The organism is Paenibacillus tarimensis (assembly GCF_021532315.1).
GTDB classification, from domain to species: domain Bacteria; phylum Bacillota; class Bacilli; order Paenibacillales; family Paenibacillaceae; genus Paenibacillus_I; species Paenibacillus_I tarimensis.
The window spans coordinates 145,150-168,829 of the sequence record NZ_JAKGAO010000004.1 but is presented as its reverse complement, the minus strand read 5'-3'; the positions used below and the strand labels follow the sequence as shown (position 1 = coordinate 168,829).

General features: G+C 51.5%; 23 protein-coding genes. All 23 read right to left on the bottom strand.

Annotated features, from left to right (window positions below):
- Position 1 precedes the first annotated feature (1 nt).
- Complete coding sequence (gene infB / locus L1N82_RS01925; protein WP_235285651.1) at positions 2-2,638, bottom strand: translation initiation factor IF-2; 2,637 nt, start codon at positions 2,636-2,638, stop codon at positions 2-4.
- Complete coding sequence (locus L1N82_RS01920; RefSeq protein ID WP_235285650.1) at positions 2,631-2,957, bottom strand: L7Ae/L30e/S12e/Gadd45 family ribosomal protein; 327 nt, start codon at positions 2,955-2,957, stop codon at positions 2,631-2,633. The genes infB and L1N82_RS01920 overlap by 8 nt, the downstream gene beginning before the upstream one ends.
- Positions 2,947-3,258, bottom strand: coding sequence for an RNase P modulator RnpM (rnpM, locus tag L1N82_RS01915; RefSeq protein WP_235285649.1), 312 nt, complete (start codon positions 3,256-3,258; stop codon positions 2,947-2,949). The genes L1N82_RS01920 and rnpM overlap by 11 nt, the downstream gene beginning before the upstream one ends.
- A 45-nt stretch (positions 3,259-3,303) precedes the next feature.
- Positions 3,304-4,404 carry a transcription termination factor NusA gene (gene nusA / locus L1N82_RS01910; protein ID WP_235285648.1) on the bottom strand — a complete coding sequence of 367 codons (1,101 nt, stop codon included), beginning with the start codon at positions 4,402-4,404 and terminating at the stop codon, positions 3,304-3,306.
- A gap of 27 nt (positions 4,405-4,431) precedes the next feature.
- Positions 4,432-4,893: a ribosome maturation factor RimP gene (gene rimP, locus L1N82_RS01905; RefSeq protein ID WP_235285647.1), complete on the bottom strand. Its 462-nt coding sequence runs from the start codon at positions 4,891-4,893 to the stop codon at positions 4,432-4,434.
- 170 nt (positions 4,894-5,063) lie between these two features.
- Positions 5,064-9,368, bottom strand: coding sequence for a PolC-type DNA polymerase III (locus tag L1N82_RS01900; RefSeq protein ID WP_235285646.1), 4,305 nt, complete (start codon positions 9,366-9,368; stop codon positions 5,064-5,066).
- A 38-nt stretch (positions 9,369-9,406) separates the two neighbouring features.
- Positions 9,407-10,855 (bottom strand): proline--tRNA ligase, encoded by a 1,449-nt coding sequence (gene proS, locus L1N82_RS01895; protein WP_235285645.1) that lies wholly within the window; start codon positions 10,853-10,855, stop codon positions 9,407-9,409.
- An 84-nt stretch (positions 10,856-10,939) separates the two neighbouring features.
- The gene (gene rseP / locus L1N82_RS01890; protein ID WP_235285644.1) at positions 10,940-12,214 is read right to left on the bottom strand and encodes an RIP metalloprotease RseP; all 1,275 of its coding nucleotides are present in this window, start codon (positions 12,212-12,214) and stop codon (positions 10,940-10,942) included.
- A gap of 96 nt (positions 12,215-12,310) precedes the next feature.
- Positions 12,311-13,456 (bottom strand): 1-deoxy-D-xylulose-5-phosphate reductoisomerase, encoded by a 1,146-nt coding sequence (locus tag L1N82_RS01885; RefSeq protein WP_235285643.1) that lies wholly within the window; start codon positions 13,454-13,456, stop codon positions 12,311-12,313.
- Positions 13,457-13,469: 13 nt separating this feature from the next.
- Positions 13,470-14,261, bottom strand: a complete 792-nt coding sequence (locus tag L1N82_RS01880) for a phosphatidate cytidylyltransferase (protein ID WP_235285642.1) — start codon at positions 14,259-14,261, stop codon at positions 13,470-13,472.
- A 24-nt stretch (positions 14,262-14,285) separates the two neighbouring features.
- On the bottom strand, positions 14,286-15,044 hold the full coding sequence (locus L1N82_RS01875; protein ID WP_235285641.1) for an isoprenyl transferase: 759 nt from the start codon (positions 15,042-15,044) through the stop codon (positions 14,286-14,288).
- Between the two features lie 216 nt (positions 15,045-15,260).
- Positions 15,261-15,815: a ribosome recycling factor gene (gene frr, locus L1N82_RS01870; RefSeq protein WP_235285640.1), complete on the bottom strand. Its 555-nt coding sequence runs from the start codon at positions 15,813-15,815 to the stop codon at positions 15,261-15,263.
- A gap of 1 nt (position 15,816) precedes the next feature.
- Complete coding sequence (gene pyrH / locus L1N82_RS01865; protein ID WP_111149023.1) at positions 15,817-16,548, bottom strand: UMP kinase; 732 nt, start codon at positions 16,546-16,548, stop codon at positions 15,817-15,819.
- A gap of 102 nt (positions 16,549-16,650) precedes the next feature.
- Positions 16,651-17,301 (bottom strand): translation elongation factor Ts, encoded by a 651-nt coding sequence (gene tsf / locus L1N82_RS01860; protein ID WP_235285639.1) that lies wholly within the window; start codon positions 17,299-17,301, stop codon positions 16,651-16,653.
- Positions 17,302-17,450: 149 nt separating this feature from the next.
- Positions 17,451-18,149 carry a 30S ribosomal protein S2 gene (gene rpsB, locus L1N82_RS01855; RefSeq protein ID WP_111149021.1) on the bottom strand — a complete coding sequence of 233 codons (699 nt, stop codon included), beginning with the start codon at positions 18,147-18,149 and terminating at the stop codon, positions 17,451-17,453.
- Positions 18,150-18,333: 184 nt separating this feature from the next.
- Positions 18,334-18,912 (bottom strand): hypothetical protein, encoded by a 579-nt coding sequence (locus L1N82_RS01850; protein ID WP_235285638.1) that lies wholly within the window; start codon positions 18,910-18,912, stop codon positions 18,334-18,336.
- Complete coding sequence (locus tag L1N82_RS01845; protein WP_235285637.1) at positions 18,905-19,462, bottom strand: DUF6115 domain-containing protein; 558 nt, start codon at positions 19,460-19,462, stop codon at positions 18,905-18,907. The genes L1N82_RS01850 and L1N82_RS01845 overlap by 8 nt, the downstream gene beginning before the upstream one ends.
- Positions 19,463-19,497: 35 nt before the next feature.
- Positions 19,498-19,815 carry a hypothetical protein gene (locus L1N82_RS01840; protein ID WP_235285636.1) on the bottom strand — a complete coding sequence of 106 codons (318 nt, stop codon included), beginning with the start codon at positions 19,813-19,815 and terminating at the stop codon, positions 19,498-19,500.
- Positions 19,816-19,846: 31 nt separating this feature from the next.
- Complete coding sequence (locus L1N82_RS01835) at positions 19,847-21,253, bottom strand: DUF342 domain-containing protein (RefSeq protein ID WP_235285635.1); 1,407 nt, start codon at positions 21,251-21,253, stop codon at positions 19,847-19,849.
- 17 nt (positions 21,254-21,270) lie between these two features.
- The gene (locus L1N82_RS01830; protein WP_235285634.1) at positions 21,271-22,059 is read right to left on the bottom strand and encodes a FliA/WhiG family RNA polymerase sigma factor; all 789 of its coding nucleotides are present in this window, start codon (positions 22,057-22,059) and stop codon (positions 21,271-21,273) included.
- A 94-nt stretch (positions 22,060-22,153) separates the two neighbouring features.
- Positions 22,154-22,579, bottom strand: coding sequence for a hypothetical protein (locus tag L1N82_RS01825; protein WP_235285633.1), 426 nt, complete (start codon positions 22,577-22,579; stop codon positions 22,154-22,156).
- Between the two features lies 1 nt (position 22,580).
- Positions 22,581-23,069, bottom strand: a complete 489-nt coding sequence (locus L1N82_RS01820) for a chemotaxis protein CheD (protein ID WP_235285632.1) — start codon at positions 23,067-23,069, stop codon at positions 22,581-22,583.
- Positions 23,066-23,653 (bottom strand): chemotaxis protein CheC, encoded by a 588-nt coding sequence (locus tag L1N82_RS01815; protein ID WP_235285631.1) that lies wholly within the window; start codon positions 23,651-23,653, stop codon positions 23,066-23,068. Before L1N82_RS01815 ends, L1N82_RS01820 begins: the two co-directional genes overlap by 4 nt.
- Positions 23,654-23,680: the final 27 nt, after the last annotated feature.

The following is a 23,680-nucleotide window of genomic DNA, read 5'->3' as shown; positions in this document are numbered from 1 at the left end:
ATCACCTCTCAACGGTTTCCATGATGAACGCTTCGATCGTGTCCCCTTCTTTGAGGTCATTGAAGTTTTCGATGGTTATCCCACACTCATAACCCTGTGCAACTTCCTTCGCGTCATCTTTATAACGCTTAAGGGAATCGATCTTGCCTTCGAATACGACAATACCGCCGCGGATGATCCGCACTTCTGCCGCACGGGTGATTTTGCCGGATGTAACCATGCAACCTGCAATGGTGCCGACCTTGCTTACCTTGAAGAGATTCCGGACTTCAGCGTGGCCAATGACCACTTCCTTGTACTCCGGATCCAGCATGCCTTTCATTGCCTGCTCAATCTCATCAATGACGTTATAGATAACACGGTGAAGACGAATATCTACCTGCTCTTGATCGGCATTAGCTTTCGCCTGCGGCTCAGGACGGACGTTAAAGCCGATGACGATCGCGTTGGAAGCTGAGGCAAGCGTTACATCGGATTCTGTGATCGCACCGACGCCACTGTGAATGATCTTCACGCGAACGCCCTCGATGTCAATCTTGGCTAACGAGCCCTTCAGCGCTTCTGCCGAGCCTTGAACGTCGGATTTAATAATTACGTTCAGGTCTTTAATTTCGCCTTCTTTGATATGTTTATACAGATCGTCCAACGTAACTCTTGCGTGTGAGCCCAGCTCGGTCTGACGCTGCTTGATCGCTCGGCGGTCTGCAATGGCCCGTGCCTTACGCTCATCTTCAAACACCATGAACGGATCACCCGCAAGCGGCACTTCGGTCAAGCCGGTAATTTCGACTGGGGTCGATGGACCGGCTTCCTTCAGCCTGCGTCCCTTATCATTAACCATGGCACGTACACGTCCGAAACAGTTGCCCGCCACGAAAGCATCGCCCACCGACAATGTACCGTGCTGAACGAGAATACGGGCAACCGGTCCCTTGCCTTTGTCAAGCTCGGCCTCGATTACGGTACCGCGTGCGCGCTTGTCAGGATTTGCTTTATAATCATTAACTTCCGCAACCAGCAGAATCATCTCGAGAAGCTCTTCAAGATTCTGACGCTGCTTGGCGGAGATGTTTACGAAGATCGTGTCGCCGCCCCATGCTTCAGGTACAAGCTCATACTCAGTAAGGGCCTGCATGATTTTGTCAGGATTAGCGCCTTCCTTATCAATCTTATTGACCGCAACAATAATAGGCACTCCAGCCGCTTTGGCGTGATTGATCGCTTCCACCGTTTGCGGCATTACGCCGTCATCTGCTGCTACAACCAGAATGGTTATATCCGTTACCTGTGCACCGCGTGCACGCATCGTTGTAAAGGCTTCGTGACCCGGTGTATCGAGGAACGTGATTTTCTTGCCATTAACCTCTACCTGGTAGGCACCAATGTGCTGGGTGATGCCGCCTGCTTCTCCGCCTGTTACATTCGTCTCGCGGATCGCATCTAGCAGCGTCGTTTTACCATGGTCAACGTGACCCATGATGGTTACAACAGGAGGTCTGGTGGAAAGATTCTCTTCCTCATCCACTTCTTCCACAGTATCAAAATTATCCTCATCAACCGGCAGTTTGATTTCGACTTCGATTCCATAATCAGAAGCAACGAGCTGGATGGCGTCTAGATCAAGCTCCTGGTTAATGGTTGCCATAACGCCAAGGAACATCAGCTTCTTGATTACTTCAGAAGCATCCTTATGAAGGAGCTTGGCAAGCTCGCCTACGGTCATGTTGCCGCGGACAATAATTTTCTTAGGTGTATTATCAATTTTCTCACGGCGTTCAAAATTCTGGTTTTGGCCTCCGCGCTTATTATTCCGGCCGCCACGGCTGTTGCCCTTAAAGCCGCCGCGATTGTCATCAAACCGCTTGCCGCCGCCTTGACGGTTGCCGCCTCCGACTGTGTTGTTCTTCTTCGGTCCGCGTGATGCGTCACCTCCGCCAGCCGGTCTGCCTGCTCCTGGACGCGAATCGCTGCGCGTACCCTGTGCCTGGCCTGTGCGCGGTGCGCTGCTGCCCTGGCCTTGTGGCGGACGCTGTCCACCCTGTCCCTGGCCGCCTTGTGCCGGTCTGTTAGGCCGCTGCTGGCCGCCTTGGCCGCTTTGGCCGCTTGGACGATTCTGACTCTGGCCGCCGCCCTGCTGCGGACGCTGACCACTCTGCGTGCTGCCGCCTGAACGCGGCTGCTGACTACTATTGTTATTATTCTGAGTTTTCGATGTAGTTGAGTTCATAATCCCCTGCTTATCCTGGTTTTGGTTTTTGTCAATCTTCTGTACTGCCTCACTGCTGCCGCCTGCCGCCCCTTGTGGGACGCGCTGGTCTCCGGCTTGATCGGGTTGGGAATGGAGCGCTGGCTGACTGGAGTCACTGCTTCCTTGGATGACGGCTTGTGCGGCCCCTGCAGGCTTACGTTCCTGCTGTGGCTTCGGTGTATCATTCACACGCTTGGCTGCCGCATTTTCCTTAATGTCGCGGAAGAAGCCCTCCACCTTTGACACCATTTCATTTTCCATGACGCTCATATGATTGTTAACAGGCAAGTTTAAGCGCTTCAGGATCGTAATGATCTCTTTGCTACTCATATTGATCGATTTCGCATATTCATAGACGCGTAATTTATCCTTGTTGTCCTGTTTAGTCAATATTCTCCACCTCCGAATGTTTACCGAGTTGCTTCCGAATCAGGCTCGCAAATCCTTCATCGGCAATGGCGACTATAACACGCGCCTCCTTTCCGATGGCTGCTCCGAGCGAGTAGCGGTCGAATGCTTCCACCAGCTCAACGTCGTAAGTCGCACATTTATCACGGTATTTCTTCCTGGTATTGTCCGAAGCGTCTGCCGCCACAATAACCAGTCTGGCTTTACCCTGCTTGACAGTCTTGAGCACCGTTTCATCACCGGTAACAAGCTTCCCCGCGCGCATAGCCATACCAAGTGCCGACAGCGCCTTATTCGTCATCTGAAGCCAGCTCCTTGCTTGCATGAAACTCATCTTCCACCGCAATGAAGTCCTGCTCCAGCTGATCATAAATTTCCGGATCGACTGATAGCTTCAGCGCACGGTCGAACGCCTTGCTTTTCTTGGCGAGCCTGAAGCACCCCGCCTTGCCGCATAAATACGCTCCCCTGCCCGCTTTTTTTCCTGTCAGATCAATCCGTACCTCTTCGTCCGGAGTGCGGACGACCCGAATCAATTCCTTCTTCGGCATCATTTCCTGACAGGCGATGCATTTGCGGAGCGGAACTTTTCTAGGTTTCATTGTTCTCTCCTCCGAATCGCTCTATTACGCTCGCCGCGGTATTGGTTAACCGTCGTAGGAAACCGAATCCTGCGGCATCGTATCACCAGAGGATCTTGGACGGTCAAATTCCTGCTCCGCCTGCGTTTCGCTCTTGATATCGATCTTCCAGCCAGTCAACTTGGCGGCCAGACGGGCATTTTGTCCCTTTATGCCAATGGCGAGCGACAGCTGATAATCAGGCACAATAACACGTGCCATCTTCTCCTGCTCGAATACGATGACCTCGATAACCTTGGAAGGACTAAGCGCGTTGGCCACATACTCCTCCACGTTTTCCGACCAGCGCACAATATCGATCTTCTCGCCTTTAAGCTCCGAGACAACCGTCTGTACCCGAAGCCCCTTTGGTCCTACACAGGAGCCAACCGGGTCCACCTCGGGATTGCGCGAGTATACCGCTATCTTGGAACGGAATCCGGCTTCCCGTGCAACAGAACGAATTTCAACAACGCCGTCATAGATTTCAGGCACTTCAAGCTCGAAGAGCCTTTTCAGCAGACCCGGGTGCGTGCGCGACAGAATAATTTGCGGACCCTTTGTGGTGTTTTCTACCTTTGTAATAAAGGATTTGACACGGTCGCCATGCTTGAACTTATCCGTCGGCATCAGCTCGGTAAGCGGCAGCACCGCTTCCACCTTGCCCAGATCAACGAACAGGTTGCGCACATCCTGGCGCTGCACGATCCCGTTTACGATATCTTCTTCCTTATCAATGTAGGCATTATAGATCAGTCCGCGCTCGGCTTCTCGTATGCGCTGTGTTACAACCTGCTTTGCCGTTTGGGCTGCAATCCGTCCGAAGTCACGAGGTGTGACTTCGATTTCCGCGATATCATCCAGCTGGTAATGCGGGTTGATCTCACGCGATGCTTCAATGGAAATTTCCATCCGAGGATCGAGCACCTCCTCCACCACCGTCTTGCGGGCATACACCTTGATAACGCCGGTATGGCGGTTAATTTCGACGCGGACATTCTGCGCCGTGTTAAAATTGCGCTTATAGCTGGAGATCAGTGCTGCCTCAATAGCCTCCAACAGCACATCCTTGGCAATTCCCTTATCTCTCTCGATCTCCGACAGCGCTTCTATAAAATCCATACTCATTGGAAAATTGCTCCCCCTCTCAACAAATTAAAACACGATAGCCAAGCGCGCGCCGGCGATCTTGGCGTAAGGTAAGGTGTACTTCTTCTTGCCCGCTTCCACTATTGCTTCTTCCCCGTCGAACGAAAGCAGCTTGCCTTCGAATTCCTTGAGGCCACCGATTGGCTCGTAAGTTGTAATAAAGACATGCTTTCCGACCGCCTTCGCCATGTCTTCCGGTTTCTTAAGCGGACGCTCCGCACCCGGTGAAGAGACCTCGAGAAAATATGCATCTGAGATCGGATCCTCTTGGTCGAGACGTTCGCTCACGTACTCACTGATCCGGCCGCATTCGTCAATATCGATACCGCCTTCTTTATCTACAAAAATGCGGAGGAAATAGTTGCTTCCCTCCTTGACGTACTCGATATCAACCAGCTCAAATCCGTTATCCTCTATGTACGGACGAACCATCTCATCGATAGTGGATTTTATATTAGCTTTGCTCACCAGTGTGTGACCTCCCGGGGGAAATATTTCTAAAGGTCCGCAGACAAAACGTAAAGAGTGGGTTTCCCCACTCTTCTGCAGACACAATATCAACAGCATTACCAGAAAAATTATAGCATAACCAGTCTATAGTGACAAGACAAATGAAAATGGCCTCTTCCGTTTTCAGGCTAGAACAGGGACAGCTGATTCGATTCTGGCAGTCCGCGGAAGCAGCCCATGCCGGCCAGCAGCTCAACAATAGTCTTGGATGCACGAGACTTCTGCTGGAAGTCCTCGACCGACAGAAAGTCACCTTCTTCCCTTGCCGCTGCAATATTTCGGGCCGCATTTTCGCCGATCCCGCCAACCGCTGCAAACGGAGGTATAAGGGAATCGCCGTCGATCAGGAATTTGGTGGCATCCGAACGGTACAGATCAATCGGCTTAAACGAAAAGCCGCGTGCTGTCATTTCTAGCGCCATCTCCAGAATAGAGATCATGTTCTTTTCTTTCGGCAGCGCCTGGAAGCCCTTCTCTTCAATTTCGATCAGCTTCTTCTTAATCGCATCATACCCTTGGCAAAGCAGCTCCAGATCAAAGTCCTCAGCGCGTACGGTAAAATAGGTCGCATAATAAGCAATCGGATGATAGAGCTTAAAATAAGCCGTACGGACTGCGGATATAACGTATGCGGCGGCGTGCGCCTTCGGGAACATATACTCAATCCGCAGACAGGAATCAATATACCATTGCGGCACCTTGCAGCGCTTCATCTCTTCGATCCATTCCGGCGTAAGTCCCTTACCCTTCCGGACACTTTCCGTAATCTTAAAGGCCAGCCCGGCGTCCATGCCTGCCTTATAAATCAGATACAGCATAATATCGTCACGACAGCCGATAACAGTCTTGATGTTGCAGGTTCCGTTCTTGATCAGCTCCTGCGCATTGCCAAGCCATACGCCAGTGCCGTGCGACAGTCCTGAAATCTGCAGAAGATCGGCAAAGCTCGAAGGCTGCGTCTCCTGAAGCATTTGGCGAACGAACTTTGTCCCCATCTCCGGCACGCCATAAGTGGCGACCGGTGTCCGGATCTGCTCAGGGGTAACACCCAGCGCTGTCGTGGAATTGAACATACTCATGACCTTTGGATCGTTCATCGGGATGGTCGTAGGGTCAACGCCGGTGAGATCCTGCAGCATCCGCATCATCGTCGGATCATCGTGGCCAAGTATATCAAGCTTCAGCAGGTTAGCGTCGAAGGCATGATAGTCAAAATGCGTCGTCTTCCATTCAGCGCTTGTATCATCTGCTGGATACTGGACCGGCGTAATATCCTCAACCTCAATGTAATCCGGAACAACCACGATGCCGCCGGGATGCTGGCCGGTGCTCCGCTTGACGCCCGTACATCCGCTCGCAAGGCGGTTCAGTTCGGCGCCTCGCCACTTTTTCCCTTGATCCTCTTCATACTTCTTCGCAAAACCGTATGCCGTCTTCTCGGCAACCGTACCGATCGTGCCGGCCCGGAATACACTCTTCTCGCCGAACAATACCTTCGTATAGTTATGCGCATGCGGCTGGTACTCACCTGAGAAATTCAAGTCAATATCCGGTACCTTGTCGCCCTTAAAGCCCAGGAATGTCTCGAACGGAATGTCCTGACCGTCCCCCTTCATCGGTGAACCGCAGCTTGGACAATCCTTATTCGGAAGATCAAAGCCGCTTGGAACGCTGCCGTCTGTGAACCACTCCGAATGCTTACAGGACCTGCACAGATAATGCGGCGGCAGCGGATTGACCTCCGAGATTCCGAGCATCATCGCAACAACAGAGGAACCGACTGATCCCCGGGAACCAACCAGATAACCGTCCTCGTTCGACTTCTTAACGAGTCGCTGCGAGATAAGATACAAGGCTGAGAAACCCGCTTTTATAATCGGTATCAGCTCCCGTTCAAGCCGCTCGGTAACTACTTCGGGAATGGGATCGCCATACAGCGTACGGGCTGTATTATAGCATGTCTCCCGCATTTCCTCGTCGGCCCCTTCGATAACCGGGAAGAACGGCTGATCCGGAAACATTTCGAAGGATTCAAACCGTTCAGCCAGCTCGATCGTGTTCGTTACCACTACCTCGTAAGCCTTCTCCTCACCGAGAAACTTGAATTCTTCCAGCATTTCATTCGTTGTGCGGAAATGCGCATCAGGCTTGCGGATATCCTTAAGCGGACTAAAGCCCGTTATACCGTGTATCGTAATATCACGGTATATCTTATCCCGAGGATTTAAGTAATGCACATTACCCGTTGCGATGACCGGCTTGTCCAGCTTGTAGCCGATATCGCATACACGCCGGATCGCCTGCTCGATTTCTGCCCGGCTTCCGACCAGCCCTTTATCAACCAGGTGCATGTAAAAGTCGACAGGCTGAATCTCCAATACGTCATAGAACCGAGCTGTCTCCTCAGCCTCTTCCATCGTCTTGTTCAGCACCGTTTCAAAAAATTCACCCTTCTCGCAGCCCGAGATAACCAGGAGCCCTTCGCGCAGCTCGACTAGCTTGGATTTTGGGATGCAGGCTACTCGCTTAAAGTATTCTGTGTGCGATAGCGACACGAGCTTGAACAAGTTCTTCTTGCCGACTGCATTAAGGGCATAGATCCCGCAGTGGAAAGGACGGCTGTTCGAGAAATCCAGTCCTACATAATCGTTGAGCTGATGGAGGCCGGTAATATTCCGGGCCGCCGCGTCAGCAATCAAGCCAAAGAGCACGCCTCCAAGCGCGATCGAGTCATCAATGGCCCGGTGATGATTATCGAGACTAACTTTATATTTGTCCGCCAGCGTATTCAGACGGTGATTTTTCATACTTGGATGGATAAAGCGGGCAAGCTCCAATGTATCAAGCACCGGATTCATGACCTCGGGAATCCCGATTGCCTTACAGTTCGCCTGAATAAACCCGATATCAAAGCGGGCGTTATGCGCAACCAGAATGGCATCGCCAATAAATTCAACAAATTCACGCAGCTTGGGAGCAAGCTCCGGCGCGTCTTTGACCATCTCATCGTTAATATTGGTCAATTGCTGAATATGATAAGGAATTTTCTCGTGCGGATTAATAAAGGTAGAGAAGCGGTCAATCTCCTTCCCTTCCCGCATTTTGACGCCTGCAAGCTCAATGATCTTGTTGTTAATAATCGACAAGCCTGTTGTCTCAATATCGAATACGACATATTCAGCTGTCTGCAGGTCCTGCTCGCGCGGATTAATAACCATCGGCACCGAATCGTTCACTACGTTAGCTTCGAGCCCGAACAGTACTTTCATGTTATTCTTCTTCGCTGCCTTATAGGCTTCCGGGTAACTCTGTACCCCGCTGTGATCAGTGATCGCGATCGCCTGGTGTCCCCATTTGGCAGCGGTCTTGATATAAGCATCAACCGGTGTCACAGCATCCATCGTGCTCATGGTTGTATGCAGATGGAATTCAACGCGCTTCACTTTAGCATCATCTGTCCGCTCGGGAGGAGCTTTAACCTCGTGAAGATCATTGGGCATCATAACCAGCTCGGGCTCCATCATAAACCGGTCATATTCAACACGGCCACGGGCCCGGATCCACTTGCCATTGGCAAGCAGGCTCAGCATCTTCACATCGTCCTTGGTCTTCGCAAACATCTTCATCATAATCGAATCGGTAAAGTCTGTTACGTTAAAAGTAAACAGCGTGCTGCCGTTACGCAGCTCTTTGGACTCAAGACCAAACACCGCTCCCTGGACTGTGATCTTCTTCTCTTCCTCTTGAATTTTGATAATAGGCACAGGCTCTTCCCGAATATCATAACCAACGACAAGCCTCTCCGGAGCTTCACCACTATCATCAGGCGGCTCGGATTGAACGCTTGCCATAATCTGCTGAACAACCTCGCGCTCTTCCTGTACCCGCTGCTGGGTAAACTTCTCATAATCCTCCTGGCCAAACTGGCCGACAGCAAGCTTGACCTTGCAGGTACGCTTAAAATACCGCGTAAAGAAGCGGACAGCTTCCTCATCGATCCTCTTCTTGCGGGCCATCTCGAGCGTCGTATCATCACGCAGCGTGAGTGTAAGCAGCTCCCCTTCTGCCTCGAACTTGGCTTTCCCCAACCAGCCGTTAACAGAAGCCATCTCCTGCTGGGCCCACTCCACGAAGAAATCCCAGTAGGCTGTAAGTATCTGGTCAGTTGTAACAGCTGCCTCATAATCCATAACAAAGGAGATATCTGCAATATGTCCTAGCTTCTTGCGTACCGATTCGCAGAACAAACGGTATGCCTTATAAGGCAGTATGGACGCTTTGCGGATGCAAAACGTCCATTCCCGGTTATTTGCGCTAACGGCCACATGATCGATATATCCATCTCCAAAATAGGTGTTCATAACCTCTTCCGGCAAGCCCGCCTGCTGCAACAGCAGTTCGAACCGCTGGCGTTTATCCCCCGTGTGGCTCATTGCTTCCTCCCCCGTACTGCTGTACTGCTATGTGTCTATCAATAGGCCCGGGCAAACACGACTGTATGTTTCGCCTTATCCCCGCAGACCAGGCAAGTTGACTTCACAGCTGTCGGCTCAAACGGAATGTTACGGCTTGTCGCGCCTGTCTCTTCCTTGACCTGGCGTTCACAAGCTTCTGATCCGCACCAGCCTGCCTCTACGAAGCCGCGCTTGTCTTCCAGAAACGCCTTCATCTCATCCAGTGTATCCAGTGATTTGAAGTTCTCTTCGCGGAACGACTTGGCCTTCTCGAACATATCGCGCTGAATCTCATCCAGCATGGATGCAACTTCTTCCGCCAGACGATCCTGTGCCACTATACGCTTCTCGCCCGTTATACGAGAGACAAGCACCACCTGTCCATTCTCCATATCACGCGGTCCCAGCTCTAGACGAAGCGGAACGCCGCGCATTTCATATTCATTGAATTTCCAGCCCGGACTGACATCAGCCCGGTCATCCACCCGAACCCGGATGCCTGCCTGCTTCAGCTCACGGTACAGCTCGTCCACCCGGCCAACCACCTGTTCACGTGTCTTCGGCGGCCCGATAGGAATCATAATGACCTGCGTCGGCGCTACCTTCGGCGGCAGTGCCAGGCCCCGGTCATCGCCATGCACCATGATCATCGCGCCGATCAGCCTGGTGCTTACCCCCCAGGACGTTGTATGTGCAAACTGCAGGTTGTTGCTGCGGTCCAGGTATTTAATATCGAAGGCAACAGCGAAGTTTGTACCCATAAAATGCGAGGTACCCGCCTGAACGGCGCGGCCGTCCTTCATCATAGCTTCGATTGAATACGTATCAACCGCGCCTGCGAATTTCTCAGAAGGCGTCTTCTGCCCCATTACAACCGGAATTGCAAGGAACTCCTCTACGAAGTCACGGTAGATTTCCAGCATCTGCATGGTTTCCTGCCGTGCTTCTTCTTCTGTTTCATGCGCCGTATGGCCTTCCTGCCATAAGAACTCGCTCGTCCTCAGGAATGGCAGGGTACGCTTCTCCCAGCGCACCACGTTAGCCCACTGGTTAATCAGTACTGGCAGGTCACGATAGGATTGAATCCATTTGGCGTACATATGACCAAACATCGTCTCCGAGGTCGGACGTATAGCGAGCCGCTCCTCAAGCTTCTCCCCTGCCGCTTCCGTTACCCACGGAAGTTCCGGGTTAAAGCCTTCCACATGCTCCTTCTCCTTCTGGAAGAAGCTCTCGGGAATGAAAAGCGGAAAATAAGCGTTACGGTGACCGGTTTCCTTAAACCGTCGGTCCAGATCACGCTGGATATTCTCCCAAATCTCATAGCCTTCCGGCCTGAATACAATACAGCCGCGGACAGGTGAATAGTCCATCAGCTCCGCTTTCTTAATAACATCGATATACCATCTTGAGAAATCCTCACCCTGCGGTGTAATTTCGGTTACAAACTGCTTATCCTTCGACATAATTGCCTCCCAGCCCCGTTCTGACAAAATGAGCTCAAAACGCCTGCGCCGGCCTATACAGCCTTGGTCAGCAGGCGTTCCGTTTTAACCCTGTATCAAATTCAGTATATCATTATACGTGACAGCCAGCATCAGCAGCATTAGCATGGCAAAGCCGATAAAGTGAACCATACTCTCTCTGTTAGGGTCGATCGGCCTGCCTCTTACAGCCTCAAGTCCCAGGAAAATTAACCGGCTTCCATCCAGTGCAGGAATGGGCAGCAAATTGAAGATGCCCAGGTACAAGCTGAGGATAGCCGTCCATGATGTCAGCTGTTCAATCCCCTTGGCAGCTATTTCGCCTGTAAACTTCGCTGTCTTAACCGGACCGCCCAAATCATCAAGCTTAAATTGGCCCATGATGAGCTTTTGGAACATCTCCATAATTAATATGGTCGTATTCTTCATGGCCTTTCCGGCAAAGGTTACCGTTTCAACGATACCGGCGGCTCGCGTTGGCGGAAGCGCAGAAACACCAACCTTGCCCATTTTCGCTTCCTCGTCAAAAGCAGGCGTCACTTCAATCTCCAGTGTGCTGCCTTCCCGGATAATGACCCAATTCATAGGCTTCTCAGCAGATTTGCCGATCAGGGCAATCATCTTGTCGTAATCGGTCCCGATCAGTTCACCGTTAATGCTTTTGATCTCGTCACCGACCTGAAGCCCGGCCTTGGAAGCTGGCGCACCCGCAATGACCTCGTTAATCAGCAGCTTATCCGGATTGTCCACAGGCACACCCGTCATCTGAATGTAAGCCATGAAGAGTACGAACGCAAGAACAAAGTTCATGGCCGGTCCGGCAAATATCGCCAGTGCGCGCTGGCCGACAGTCTTGCTTCCAAATTGCCGGTCAAACGGGGCTATCTGGGTCTCGCGCCCGCGAGCTACAATCTCTGCCTTCCGGTCAACGTCAAACCGCTCCTTCTCCCCGTCGACGTCCAGAACAATCTTGAGCGCGTGTTCCAGATCGATGGATACCACTTCACCGCGTACCACATTGCTTCGTTCATCCAACCGGTCGAGATATACCCGCGTAACCGCTCCGTTTACCAGCCTCACGGCCACCGTCTGCCCGGGTTGTACCTCCACAATTTCCGGGTCTTCTCCCGCCATGCGAATAAAACCGCCTGCCGGAATAAGACGAAGCGTATACCTCGTTTCTCCACGCTTGAGAGAAAACAGCTTCGGACCAAAGCCAATCGCAAACTCCCGGACCAATATTCCGGCCCGCTTGGCAAAATATAAGTGACCCCACTCATGTATTGAAACGATCACAAAAAACACTAGCACGGTCAATAAAACGACTTGAACCATATCCATCTTCGAAGCAGCCTCCTGTTCGTAACGGCCTGTACTTAGATTATCATTATTCCATCGGCCGATACAAGAGAACCGCACATGACGATCTGCGTCCCCTTATATATTGAGCGCTGCCGCTTCTCTGCGTGCCCAGCCATCCACTTCCGCAATGGCACCCAGATCAGGCAGATCGCACACCTGGTGCCGTGAGAGCACACGCTCTATCACCTGTTCAATAGCCAGGAAGCTAATCTCACCCTTTAAAAATCTTGCCACAGCCACTTCATTCGCCGCATTATAGACAGCAGGAGCTGACTGCCCGGCACGGCCGCACTCAAACGCCATCCGGAGACATGGGTACCGTTCGAAGTCCATCTTGCGGAAATTCAAACTCCCGAGCCGGGTTAAGTCCAGCGGTTCAGTCGGCGACGGCCTGCGGTTGGGATAAGAGAGTGCATATTGAATCGGGATTCTCATATCCGGCCAGCCTAACTGAGCAATAACACTATTATCGACAAATTCAACATAGGAATGAATGATGCTTTCCGGATGGAGCAGGACATCCAAGTCTTCATAGTCAGCGCCAAACAGCCAGTGGGCTTCAATGACCTCAAGACCTTTGTTCACCATGGTCGCCGAATCGATCGTGATCTTGGAGCCCATCGACCAATTCGGATGACGCAGAGCCTGTTCGACCGTTACGCCTTCAAGCTCCTGACGGCTCTTATCCCGAAAGGAGCCCCCGGAAGCAGTGAGCGTAATTTTCTTGACATCGGCTTTGTTCTCACCGTTTAGACATTGGTAAATGGCCGAGTGCTCACTGTCAACCGGCAAAATATCCACACCTCTGTCGGCAGCTTGCCGCATTACAAGATGACCCGCCGTCACAAGTGTCTCCTTGTTGGCCAATCCTATTCTGGCGCCTGCGTTTATAGCGGCCAATGTTGACCGTAAGCCTTGACTGCCGACAAGAGCAGTTACGACACACTCGGCACCGGTATCAGCCGCGATCTCATCAAGACCCTCTTCCCCATACAGCACTTTAATCTCGGCGGGCAGTCCTACCCTAGCCTCCTCGGCAGCTTCTCTGGTCGCGAGACTGACTTTCTTCGGGTTAAAGCGCAGCGCCTGTTCCACAAGCAGCCGGACATTCGTGCCTGCTGCAAGCCCGGCAACCTCATACTGCTCCGGATCGTTGGCAATTACATCGAGAGTCTGTGTTCCAATGGATCCGGTAGAGCCAAGAATCGATATTTGCTTCAATAGTCCTGTCCTCCTAAGCCAGTAATCCTGTCAGTGTAAGCAGCGGGAACACAATGAGCCAGCTGTCACAGCGATCCAACACGCCTCCGTGCCCAGGAAGCAATCTGCCCGAATCCTTTACACCCCTCAAGCGTTTATAAGCGGATTGAATCAGGTCACCAAACTGCCCGGCTAGTGAGGCAAGCAGACCCACGAGCAGAGCTTGTCCGATTGTAAGAACAGACGGGGCTGCAATCCAGAACAAGGCTCCGACGATAAGAGACATTACAATCCCGCCTGCCGCACCTTCGATGGTTTTATTCGGGCTGATCGCAGGCCACAGCTTGGTTCTGCCTACTGCCCGCCCAACGAAGTAAGCGCCTATATCCGACGCCCAAATGCAGCCAAAGGCTAAAGCTGTATACAGAAGTCCGAACTCCTCCTGGGCACGAACCGTCATCATTTCCGAGAAGCCGTACCCCACATATATCGCCCCAAGCAGGAGAAGAGCTGAATTATCCAGCGTTTCCTTATTTTTCGTAACTACCGTCACCGACAAAAGCAGCAGCATCAAAATCCATATGACAACAGCCAGCGAAGGCTCCGGCAATCCTGTATGATTCCAGGGAATTACGATAATAAGCATACCTCCGAACCCGACAAGCGACATGATATCGAACCAGCGGTATCCGTTTAGCCGGACAAATTCGAAATAGCCCACTACCGCCAGAAAGAGGAGCAGGCCCTCATAGAACCAGCCTCCCAAGATAGCCATGATGCCAAACACAAGACCGGCGAATACGCCTGTAATAATTCGTTGTTTCACTGCTTCGCCACTCTCCTGTCGGCTTTACAACCCGCCGTAGCGTCGTGCTCGCCGTTGGTATTCGCTGACCGCCTCCAGGAAATGCTCCTCAGAGAACTCCGGCCAGTAAACCTCTGTAAACCACAGCTCACTGTACGCCAGCTGCCACATCATAAAGTTACTGATCCGCAGTTCCCCGCTTGTGCGGATGAGCAGATCGGGATCCGGCATCCCGCCCGACAGCAGGCGCGACTCAAAATCGGCTTCAGTCAGCTTGTCAGGTTCCAATTGGCCCTTGGCAGCTTCATCACATAGCTGGCGGACAGTATCCATCATTTCCTTACGGCTGCCGTAATTAAGGGCAAAATTTAGAACTAGGCCTGTATTGCCCGCTGTTCTCTCCATAGCCGTCTCAACCGCCTGCAGCGTATGAGGGGGCAGTTCTTCCTTATAACCCATCATTCTTACTTGCACATTATTAGCGATCAGTTCCTCAAGCTCAATAGCTAGGAATTCCTGGGGCAGCTTCATCAGAAAATCGACTTCTGACTTCGGCCTCTTCCAATTTTCTGTTGAAAACGCATAAAGGGTCAGGTACTTGATACCCAGCCGGTCGGCTGCCATCGTGATCCGTTTAACTGCTTTCATTCCAGAATGATGCCCGGCAACCCTCGGAAGTCCGCGACTTTTGGCCCAGCGGCCGTTTCCGTCCATAATGATGGCAACATGCTGCGGTATATTATCCGGTGACAGCGTCTTTCCTGATGGCTTTCGGCGGAACCGGCTGCGAATCCGATCTAACATTCGTTTTCCTCCCACAAGGGCAAATACAGGCAACTGGCAAACCAGCTTCATGATTGTATGTATGAATACAGCTGCTTCTCACGAAGTTAAACGGCCCGCGCCGTCTACGACGGGGCGAGCATCGGTATGACTGGTATGCACAGCGGAGAAGCGCCTGTTTGGCATGCTTACGATTTGAACAAGCCCCACCTTGTCGGAGGGGCACAATTATCGGGACTAAACTTCCATAATTTCTTTTTCTTTGTTGACGAGTACTTTATCAACTTCCGCGATGTAGCGGTCGGTCGTCTTCTGGATATCATCCTGGTGGCGACGCGACTCATCCTCGGAGATGTCTGTCTTCTCCAGCTTCTTAATATCATCATTGGCGTCACGGCGGATGTTGCGGATTGCAACCTTCGCCTCCTCGCCAAATTTCTTCGTTGCTTTAACAAGCTCTGCACGGCGTTCCTCCGTAAGAGCAGGAATGCCGATACGGATAACCGCTCCGTCATTTGACGGAGTCAAACCAAGATCCGATTTCAGAATCGCCTTCTCAATAGCCGCCAAAGAGGATTTGTCCCAAGGCTGGATGATTAAGGTTCTGGAATCCGGCGTGTTAATGTTTGCTAGCTGGTTAACCGGTGTCATGGCACCGTAATATTCTACTTGTACCCGGTCAAGCATGGCCGGAGTGGCGCGACCCGCGCGCAGTGTTGACAAATCACGCTTCAGAGCGTCAATTGCTTTACCCATACGCTCTTCCGCATTTTTCTTGATGTCCTGTGGCATATTAGCTGGCACTCCCTTTCACAACGATGGTACCGATTTTTTCACCCATAACAACGCGCTTGATGTTGCCGCTCTCGGTAATCGAGAAGACAACAAGTGGTATGTTATTGTCCATGCAGAGCGATGAAGCGGTAGAGTCCATAACGCCGAGGTTGCGGTTGAGTACTTCAAGGTAGGTCAGCTGCTCAAACTTCTCAGCCGAAGCATCCTTGAATGGATCGGCAGAATACACGCCGTCCACTTTATTTTTGGCCATCAGTATAACTTCCGCTTCAATCTCAGCTGCACGGAGTGCGGCTGTCGTATCCGTCGAGAAGAACGGATTGCCCGTTCCTGCTGCAAATATAACGACGCGCCCCTTCTCCAAGTGGCGGATCGCCCGTCTGCGGATATATGGCTCAGCAATTTGCTGCATCGCAATAGATGTCTGCACCCTGGTCGGGACATCGATTTGTTCAAGCGCGTCCTGCAGAGCAAGCGAGTTCATGACGGTGGCAAGCATTCCCATGTAGTCCGCTGTCGCACGGTCGATTCCTTTGGCTGTACCGGCAATCCCCCGCCATATGTTACCTCCGCCGACAACAATTGCAACTTCCACATTCAATTCGACCACTTCTTTAACTTGTTCAGCGATCGATGAAATCATCGCAGCATCGATTCCATAACCGTTTTGGCCTGCGAGCGATTCACCGCTCACCTTCAGGACAATTCGTTTGTACACGGGATGATCCACTATATTACCTCCATCTTTGACCTCTTTCGCGAGGCAGCATAAATAGTTCAAGCAGGGTATGGAAAAGCGGGGCAGAAGTACCGCCCCGCCGTTATCGTCGGATTACAATTTGGCTTGCGACATAACTTCTTCAACGAAGTTGTCCTGTTTTTTCTCAAGGCCTTCGCCCAGTTCGTAACGAACAAAGCGGCGGATCGAGATATTTTCGCCGATCGTGCTGATCTTCTCGTTCAGAAGAGCGGATACCGTCTTGTCCGGATCCTTAATAAAAGGCTGCTCCATCAGACAGAACTCTTCGTAGAACTTGCCCATGCGGCCTTCTACCATTTTCTCAACGATGTTAGCCGGCTTGCCTTCATTCAGAGCTTGAGCTTTAAGAATCTCCTTCTCCTTCTCAAGATCCTCTTGTGGTACTTCTTCACGGCGAACATATTTCGGATTCGCTGCAGCAATTTGCATGGCAATATCGCGCACGAAATCACGGAATTGGTCAGTCTTAGCAACGAAGTCCGTCTCACAGTTAACTTCTACGAGGACGCCAATACGTCCGCCAGCATGGATGTAGGATTCAACTACGCCTTCCGTTGCTGCACGGCCCGCCTTGTTCGCTGCTGCCGCCAGACCCTTTTCACGAAGAATTTCGCTGGCTTTTTGCAGATCGCCGCCCGCTTCCTCCAACGCTTTCTTACAATCAAGCATGCCTGCTCCCGTTTTCTCGCGCAATTCTTTAACTGCACTCGCATTAACTGCCATTATAAACCCTCCTGAAATGTTATAAGTCGAATGTTTGGACTGCTTGTATGTAACACACGGGATGACTCAATTGGGTGTCGGCTCTTAAAAAAAGGGCGGTGAGAGGTTTTCACCTTCCAACCACCCTTTCTGTCATGGCCAAATTTCCATTAAGCCGTTGTTTGTTCGCCTTGGTTGGCTTCCACAATAGCATCAGCCATCTTGGAAGTCAGCAATTTAACAGCACGGATTGCATCATCGTTACCCGGAATGACATAGTCAATTTCGTCCGGATCACAGTTTGTATCAACGATACCTACAATCGGGATACCAAGCTTGCGTGCTTCAGCAACCGCAATGCGCTCTTTGCGCGGGTCGATGATGAACAGGGCGCTTGGCAGGCCTCTCATGCCCTTAATACCGCCCAGGAATTTCTCAAGACGGTCTTTCTCCTTACGGAGAATGATTACTTCTTTCTTAGGAAGCACTTCAAAGGTGCCGTCCTCTTCCCACTTCTCCAGCTGGCGCAGACGATCAATACGCTTCTGGATCGTTTGGAAGTTGGTCAGCGTGCCGCCGAGCCAACGTTGGTTGATATAGAAATGTCCACAGCGTTCCGCTTCTTCTTTCACGGAATCCTGGGCTTGTTTCTTCGTACCTACGAACAGGACAGTTCCGCCCTCTTCAGAGATCGAACGTACAAAGTTGTACGCCTCTTCTACTTTCTTAACTGTCTTCTGCAGGTCAATGATGTAAATACCGTTTCTTTCGGTGAAGATATAACGATCCATCTTCGGGTTCCAACGACGGGTCTGATGACCGAAATGAACCCCAGCTTCAAGTAGCTGCTTCATGGAAATTACCGCCATCTCCACAACACCTCCTAGTATGGTTTTTGTTTACCTCCGCCTGTCGCATCTTTCGGCAAGACTCGCGCAATCATGCAAGCACCCTTGACGAAATTGACAGCCGTGTGTTTTTAACACCGTCAATTACTATAACATATTCACATTAGCCTTGCAACTGCCTTTAAATGGTTAAAAAGCCCCCATCTTAAGTTGCAAATGGCGGGCTCGTAATTATTTTTTTAACATCTGCATAGGTAAGCTCGCCGTCGAAATAGTAGAAGCCTGCGACAATCTTGCTGCTGTAATCAGCCATAATCGTCAGAAATACCTTTTCGTCGGCAATTACACCCTTGGATTTGAGCAGCGAGGCAATCTGGGTCAGATTCATCCCGCTCTTAATCCGTACTGGGAGCATGGACACCGTCATGGTCTCAGGCTCGGCCGCTGGACTCTCTGATATACCGGCACTCCCAGCAGGCGCTTTCTCTTCTTCTTGCGGCTGAGAAGATGCTTTGGCTTTCTCACCTGACAGTGGAGCCTCTTCCGTATTGGTGTTGCTTTCAGCTTGATCTACTTCTTTGGCGGCGGGATCCTGCAGCTCGTTGCGAAGCTGCCGCTCTCTCTCTGCGAGCAGCTCATCCACCTGCTCCTGTGTGTACAAGTCATCGGGACCCAGCTGGGCCCTGCCCGCCTGCTGCTCTGAGACCATCATCAGCTGCAACAGGAGGGCACCGGCAATGATCCCGATTCCTAAGCCAAAAAGGAACGTCCGGTTTCTAAACACGCCGCTCCTCCTCCTGCTTGGCCAACTGAAGAATCAGCATGACCTCACCCTTGTTCATCGCCATCTTCTTGGCGATCCATTCCACGGATTTACCCTCACCATACAGGTCAAACACCTCGGCGTAACGCTCCCTGATGGGCTGGTTATGCTCCAGTTCATCTGTCAGTTCCTCGGTCGTCTCTTCCACTGCCTTCTCTTGTATAGCTTCCGCTGGAGGAAGAGGCTGCACTGATTCTTTCACTGCTTGCTTAGCTGATTCCTGAAGGCCAGCAAGCTTATGCTCCAGCTCTGCACAGCGCTGCTCAAGTACAGCAATACGTTGTTCCTGGATACGGCTGTCTTCCCGCTGCTCATTGCGCGCCTTGGCTATGGTTTCAACCATACCCCTGCTGTCTGATTCCATCTGTTCCATGAAATGCTCCAGCGCAGTTTGCATCTGCTCAACCGTATCATCTGAATTACTTCCGGCTTCTGCTTTCTTGCGAGGTATTACCATTGCGCATACGATGGCGAATGCGCCTAACAGGACTACCAGCTGCCAAGGGGACATAGCCATCACCCGCATTCTTTTAGTATTTGTGTAAATCAAAAAGAAATATCAATATGCTTTCCTTTGTAAGGATGCTCCTTAGCCGGGGCGGCCTCCGCGCCAGCCTTCGTATCCTTCCGGCGCTCCTTGGACTGACCGCCGCCTTGCTTCCCCGGTTCCCTGTCCCGGATCGTCTGTCCGCTTGTCTCTTCAATCCCTGTGCTCATCTGTCTTTCCTTCACAGCCTGCTTGTGGGAATCCCCAGCCAGCATAGCCTGCTCATTGGCTGAACGCTGCAGCTGCTGGCCATGATATCCGCTAGCCTCCTGCGTTCGCGGAATCGACATCTGAAGATCGATGGATTTAAAGGTCATCTGATCATCCCCTTCACCCGAAGCGGCCTTGTCAGTAGATTGCCGACATCAAGACGTCCCCTTCGGAGTAATGGAAGTACACACGCTGCGCCGCATCCTTTACAAAACGGGTGTATCGCCCGATAACGACCTTCGTTCCCCCGTATACCGTGTTCAATACTTCCACACGTGCACGGTCCGTATCCTCTAAGGTCTTCTCGATTTCAAGGATGCGTTCCCGGCCATCCTTCATCTCCTGACTCGTCTGGCGCTTCGTGGCGTTAAGCTTCACTCTTAGAGCCATTTTATCCGGTGACAGCTGTCCCGCAGCAGCCATCTGATCGAGCAGCACGAGCGCCTTCTCCGTCTTATCCAGGTTGTCCATCATGGATCGCGTCTGCTGGCGCAGCTCGGCTAGCTCTTCTCTAAGTTCAGGAAGCACGCCCACCTCTATCGTTGTCGCTGTGGACATTGTGTTCCCAACCGTTCTGGCTGTAACCCTCTCTCCAGCCTGGACTATTCCGCCTACCAGCAGTCCCTTGGCACCCGAGCATATCACGTTGCGGCCAGCCCTTACTTGTGAATGCATGATGGACTGGGAAACCAGCACATCTTCACCCGCTACCACATTTCCGTCTTGGATGAACGAGCTCTTAACATTCTTACCCGCTTTGACTAGGCCTTTATTGCCTGCAACTATTCCTCCGGTTATTTCGATGGAGCCGTCGCTCTCGAGTTCAGCGCCTTCCACCCCGCCGATGACCCGAATATCGCCCGCGGCTCTGACACGGAACCCGGTAAGGACATTGCCGCGTATGACGACGGTTCCAACGAAATCAATGTTGCCGATGTTATAGTCAACGTCACCATTAACCTCGTATACCGGAAACACATTGATTTTATCACGGTCCGTCTTAGTAATCATGCCGTCAATAGCTGCGTATAGAGCCGTTTGCTCTGGGTTCAGCACAACATTTTTGCCCACCTTGAATCTTGCTTCCTTGCCGCTTCTTCCATTAATAACTTCACCGGTAACCGCTTTGCCCGGCATTCCTTCAACAGCCGGCAGCCGCTCTGCGATCAGCTGCCCCCTCTGGACATTGTTAAGCTGTGTTATCTCTTTAAAATCAACCGTTCCATCATCAAGCTCGGCGGGCTTTCGGCTGTCACTGTCCATCCGGTAAACAAAGTTTATTTGGCCGTCCTGCCCGTCCACGGCTGGTATGCCGGCTGCCACTACCGTCTCACTATTATAAAAAGCCTTGGGATTAGCCGCTATAGCCGCCAGAGTATCTTCTTTGAGACCGAATACAATTCCATCGTTATGAAGCAGTTCCCTAAGCTCTTCTACTGTAATATCGCCAAGTCCGTCGGTTTTCTTGAATGTAAGTACTGCACTCATGCTGTCTGCTGCCAGGCGGACTCCGATAAACGTATTTAACGCTACCGGATTCGACATCGAACCCCTCCTTAATATTAATGCTGCATCAGCTGATTTTTCTGCTTGTCCAGGGCGCCCCTTAACCGGAGAATAGCCTTGGAGTGCAGCTGTGAAATACGTGAAGGCGAAAGCTGCATCACCTCGGCGATTTCGCTGAGTGATAGCTCCTCATAGTAGAAGAGGGAAACCACAATACGTTCTTTTTCGGTCAGCCGCTCTATGCCCTTAACAAGCGTTTCCTTCAAGAAAAACTCCTGCACCTTATAATCAGGGTTCTTCGCCTTCTCATCAATCAGCATGGACAGCCGTGTTTCCGACTCTTCCTCGCGGATCGGATCTTCCAGCGAACAAACTGTCGTAACCGCAATATCCTGCAGCATCGTTTGGAATTCACGCTCGCTTACATTCAGGAAACTGCTGATTTCCTTGTCTGATACACTTCTAAGATATTCCTGCTCCAGGTGCTGATACGCTTCTTCAATGCGTTTCGCTTTCTCGCGAACCGATCTTGGCACCCAGTCTCCTTGTCTCAATCCATCAATCATCGCTCCGCGGATACGCCACGAGGCATAGGTTTCAAACTGCAAGCCCCGCTGATAATCAAACTTCTCTATGGCATCGATCAAACCCATAACTCCGTTGCTTGCCAGGTCATCTCGTGATACATTTTTGGGCAAGCCGATAGCCATCCGGTTTGTAACATAGTCAACAAGCGGCAGGTAGTGCTCGATGAGCTGCTTCTTCGCCTGTATATCCTTATCTTCCTTCCATTTCTGCCACAACTCGATGTTGGACAAATGAGGCGCTTTTGGTTCCATTATCATCGTCTCACCCTCCCAAAGCTTTCCTTAAGGAAAACCGATCATGTCAGGATGATTCCCGTTTTGCTTAAGGAAAGCATACCCTTCATCCGTTCGGTCATTTCCCTTCTTCTGATAGATGGCGAAGAGCCTTCGCCAATTCTTCCGGATTTTTGTTCTGTGTCGAAACAAGCCGTTTAGGCTCAATTGGCTTGAAAGCATTCTCTTCGCTTCCATCCGGCTCCAAACTGCCTTCCAGCTGAGATTTGAGCAGTTCGTTCAGGTCTTCTCCTTCATCAGGAGTAACAGCATCCACTTGTCCGCCCAGCCCTGCTGACGAAGTCTCCGTCGCACGTGCAGGAGAACCGACTACGATTAGGGACAAAACCGCTCGAAATAAGAAGCCGATCAGAAAAAGGGCGATGAACGCATACAGCCCGCGTAATGACGAAATGGCAAATCCATTCTTTTCGAGCGAGACCAGGAATGTCAGAAGCATTCCGATACCGCCAATTACAAGATTCCAGCGCACTGACCCCAGCATGCTACAGCTCCTTTACACCATGCTGGACACTCCGGATTAGCAAGATTCCGTTCGCACTGTCCAGCTCAATCGTACGGCCATAGTTGGCCCCTGTATCCTCTGCCGCCAGCCGAATTGAATACCCGCCAAGCAGCGTCTTGCAGGCTTCCACATTCCGTGGGCCGATCCGCATTGAATCCTGCTGTCCTGCAAACATAAACATCTGAGCCCCGCCGGCTATCTTAGCAGTCATTCTGCCGATAGAGGCGCCTAGCTTCAGCATGTTTTCAATTAGCATCGGGAGTGCCGTATCGGCATATTTGGCCTTATTAAAGTTCTCTTCTCTCGCTATCTCGGACGAAGGCAGCATAATATGGGCCATTCCCGCTACCTTAGCGGTTGAATCATAAAGCGTCAAACCAACGCAGGAACCAAGACCTGTCGTTTTGAGTACTTCTCCTTCGGCAGCTATGTTCAGATCGGCCATTCCTACTTTGATTTGTTGTTTCATTCAGTCGGCACTCCCAGTGCAACGAAGATTTTCTCAAATGATTCCGGATCGGGTATCAAAAAGAAGTGGCCTTCCACCTCTTCTTTATCCTCCAAAAAGGAAGTTTCAATGAGAAGGGCATCATCACCCATCGTTCCAAACTGCAGCAAACCGTAGCTCAGAATAGCTCCGGCCATATCAACAGCCAGCGAAGGAACGGTAGGTGCCATGGAGAGCTTTGTGAAATCAGCCAGCGAGGATAAGTAAGAGCCTGCCAGAATATTGCCGATTTCGCTCAGTGCCGAGAATTCCATCTCGGAATATGGCATTCCGCTATCCAGTTCTATCGATAAGAGATTACTGAGCAGCCTCTTCGCCGATTCTTCCTGGATAATGAAAAACATGTTTCCGGGCGCATCACCTTCAACGCGCAAGAATACAGCGACGACGATTTGCTCGGAGCCGCCGACCCGTTCGGCAATTTCTTCGAACGGGACGAGAGCAACCGTTGGGACGCCCATATCAACCGGCTTGTCCAACAGACGGGAGAGGGCAGTGGCCGCGTTACCTGCCCCAATATTCCCGACCTCTTTTAAGACGTCCATCTTGAAATGGGAAAATTCATTGACCGG

Bases quoted from the DNA above. Each gene is read 5' to 3' on its own strand.
- L1N82_RS01840 (WP_235285636.1), bottom strand. From the start codon at position 19,815: ATGACCTTTAAATCCATCGATCTTCAGATGTCGATTCCGCGAACGCAG.
- L1N82_RS01920 (WP_235285650.1), bottom strand. From the start codon at position 2,957: ATGACGAATAAGGCGCTGTCGGCACTTGGTATGGCTATGCGCGCGGGG.
- proS (WP_235285645.1), bottom strand. From the start codon at position 10,855: ATGTCGAAGGATAAGCAGTTTGTAACCGAAATTACACCGCAGGGTGAG.
- L1N82_RS01825 (WP_235285633.1), bottom strand. From the start codon at position 22,579: ATGCTGGGGTCAGTGCGCTGGAATCTTGTAATTGGCGGTATCGGAATG.
- L1N82_RS01900 (WP_235285646.1), bottom strand. From the start codon at position 9,368: ATGAGCCACACGGGGGATAAACGCCAGCGGTTCGAACTGCTGTTGCAG.
- L1N82_RS01815 (WP_235285631.1), bottom strand. From the start codon at position 23,653: ATGGACGTCTTAAAAGAGGTCGGGAATATTGGGGCAGGTAACGCGGCC.
- nusA (WP_235285648.1), bottom strand. From the start codon at position 4,404: ATGAGTATGGATTTTATAGAAGCGCTGTCGGAGATCGAGAGAGATAAG.
- tsf (WP_235285639.1), bottom strand. From the start codon at position 17,301: ATGGCAGTTAATGCGAGTGCAGTTAAAGAATTGCGCGAGAAAACGGGA.
- frr (WP_235285640.1), bottom strand. From the start codon at position 15,815: ATGCCACAGGACATCAAGAAAAATGCGGAAGAGCGTATGGGTAAAGCA.
- L1N82_RS01830 (WP_235285634.1), bottom strand. From the start codon at position 22,059: ATGATAATGGAACCAAAAGCGCCTCATTTGTCCAACATCGAGTTGTGG.
- L1N82_RS01835 (WP_235285635.1), bottom strand. From the start codon at position 21,253: ATGTCGAATCCGGTAGCGTTAAATACGTTTATCGGAGTCCGCCTGGCA.
- L1N82_RS01875 (WP_235285641.1), bottom strand. From the start codon at position 15,044: ATGTTAGATCGGATTCGCAGCCGGTTCCGCCGAAAGCCATCAGGAAAG.
- rseP (WP_235285644.1), bottom strand. From the start codon at position 12,214: ATGGATATGGTTCAAGTCGTTTTATTGACCGTGCTAGTGTTTTTTGTG.
- rnpM (WP_235285649.1), bottom strand. From the start codon at position 3,258: ATGAAACCTAGAAAAGTTCCGCTCCGCAAATGCATCGCCTGTCAGGAA.
- L1N82_RS01845 (WP_235285637.1), bottom strand. From the start codon at position 19,462: ATGTCCCCTTGGCAGCTGGTAGTCCTGTTAGGCGCATTCGCCATCGTA.
- L1N82_RS01820 (WP_235285632.1), bottom strand. From the start codon at position 23,069: ATGAAACAACAAATCAAAGTAGGAATGGCCGATCTGAACATAGCTGCC.
- rpsB (WP_111149021.1), bottom strand. From the start codon at position 18,149: ATGGCGGTAATTTCCATGAAGCAGCTACTTGAAGCTGGGGTTCATTTC.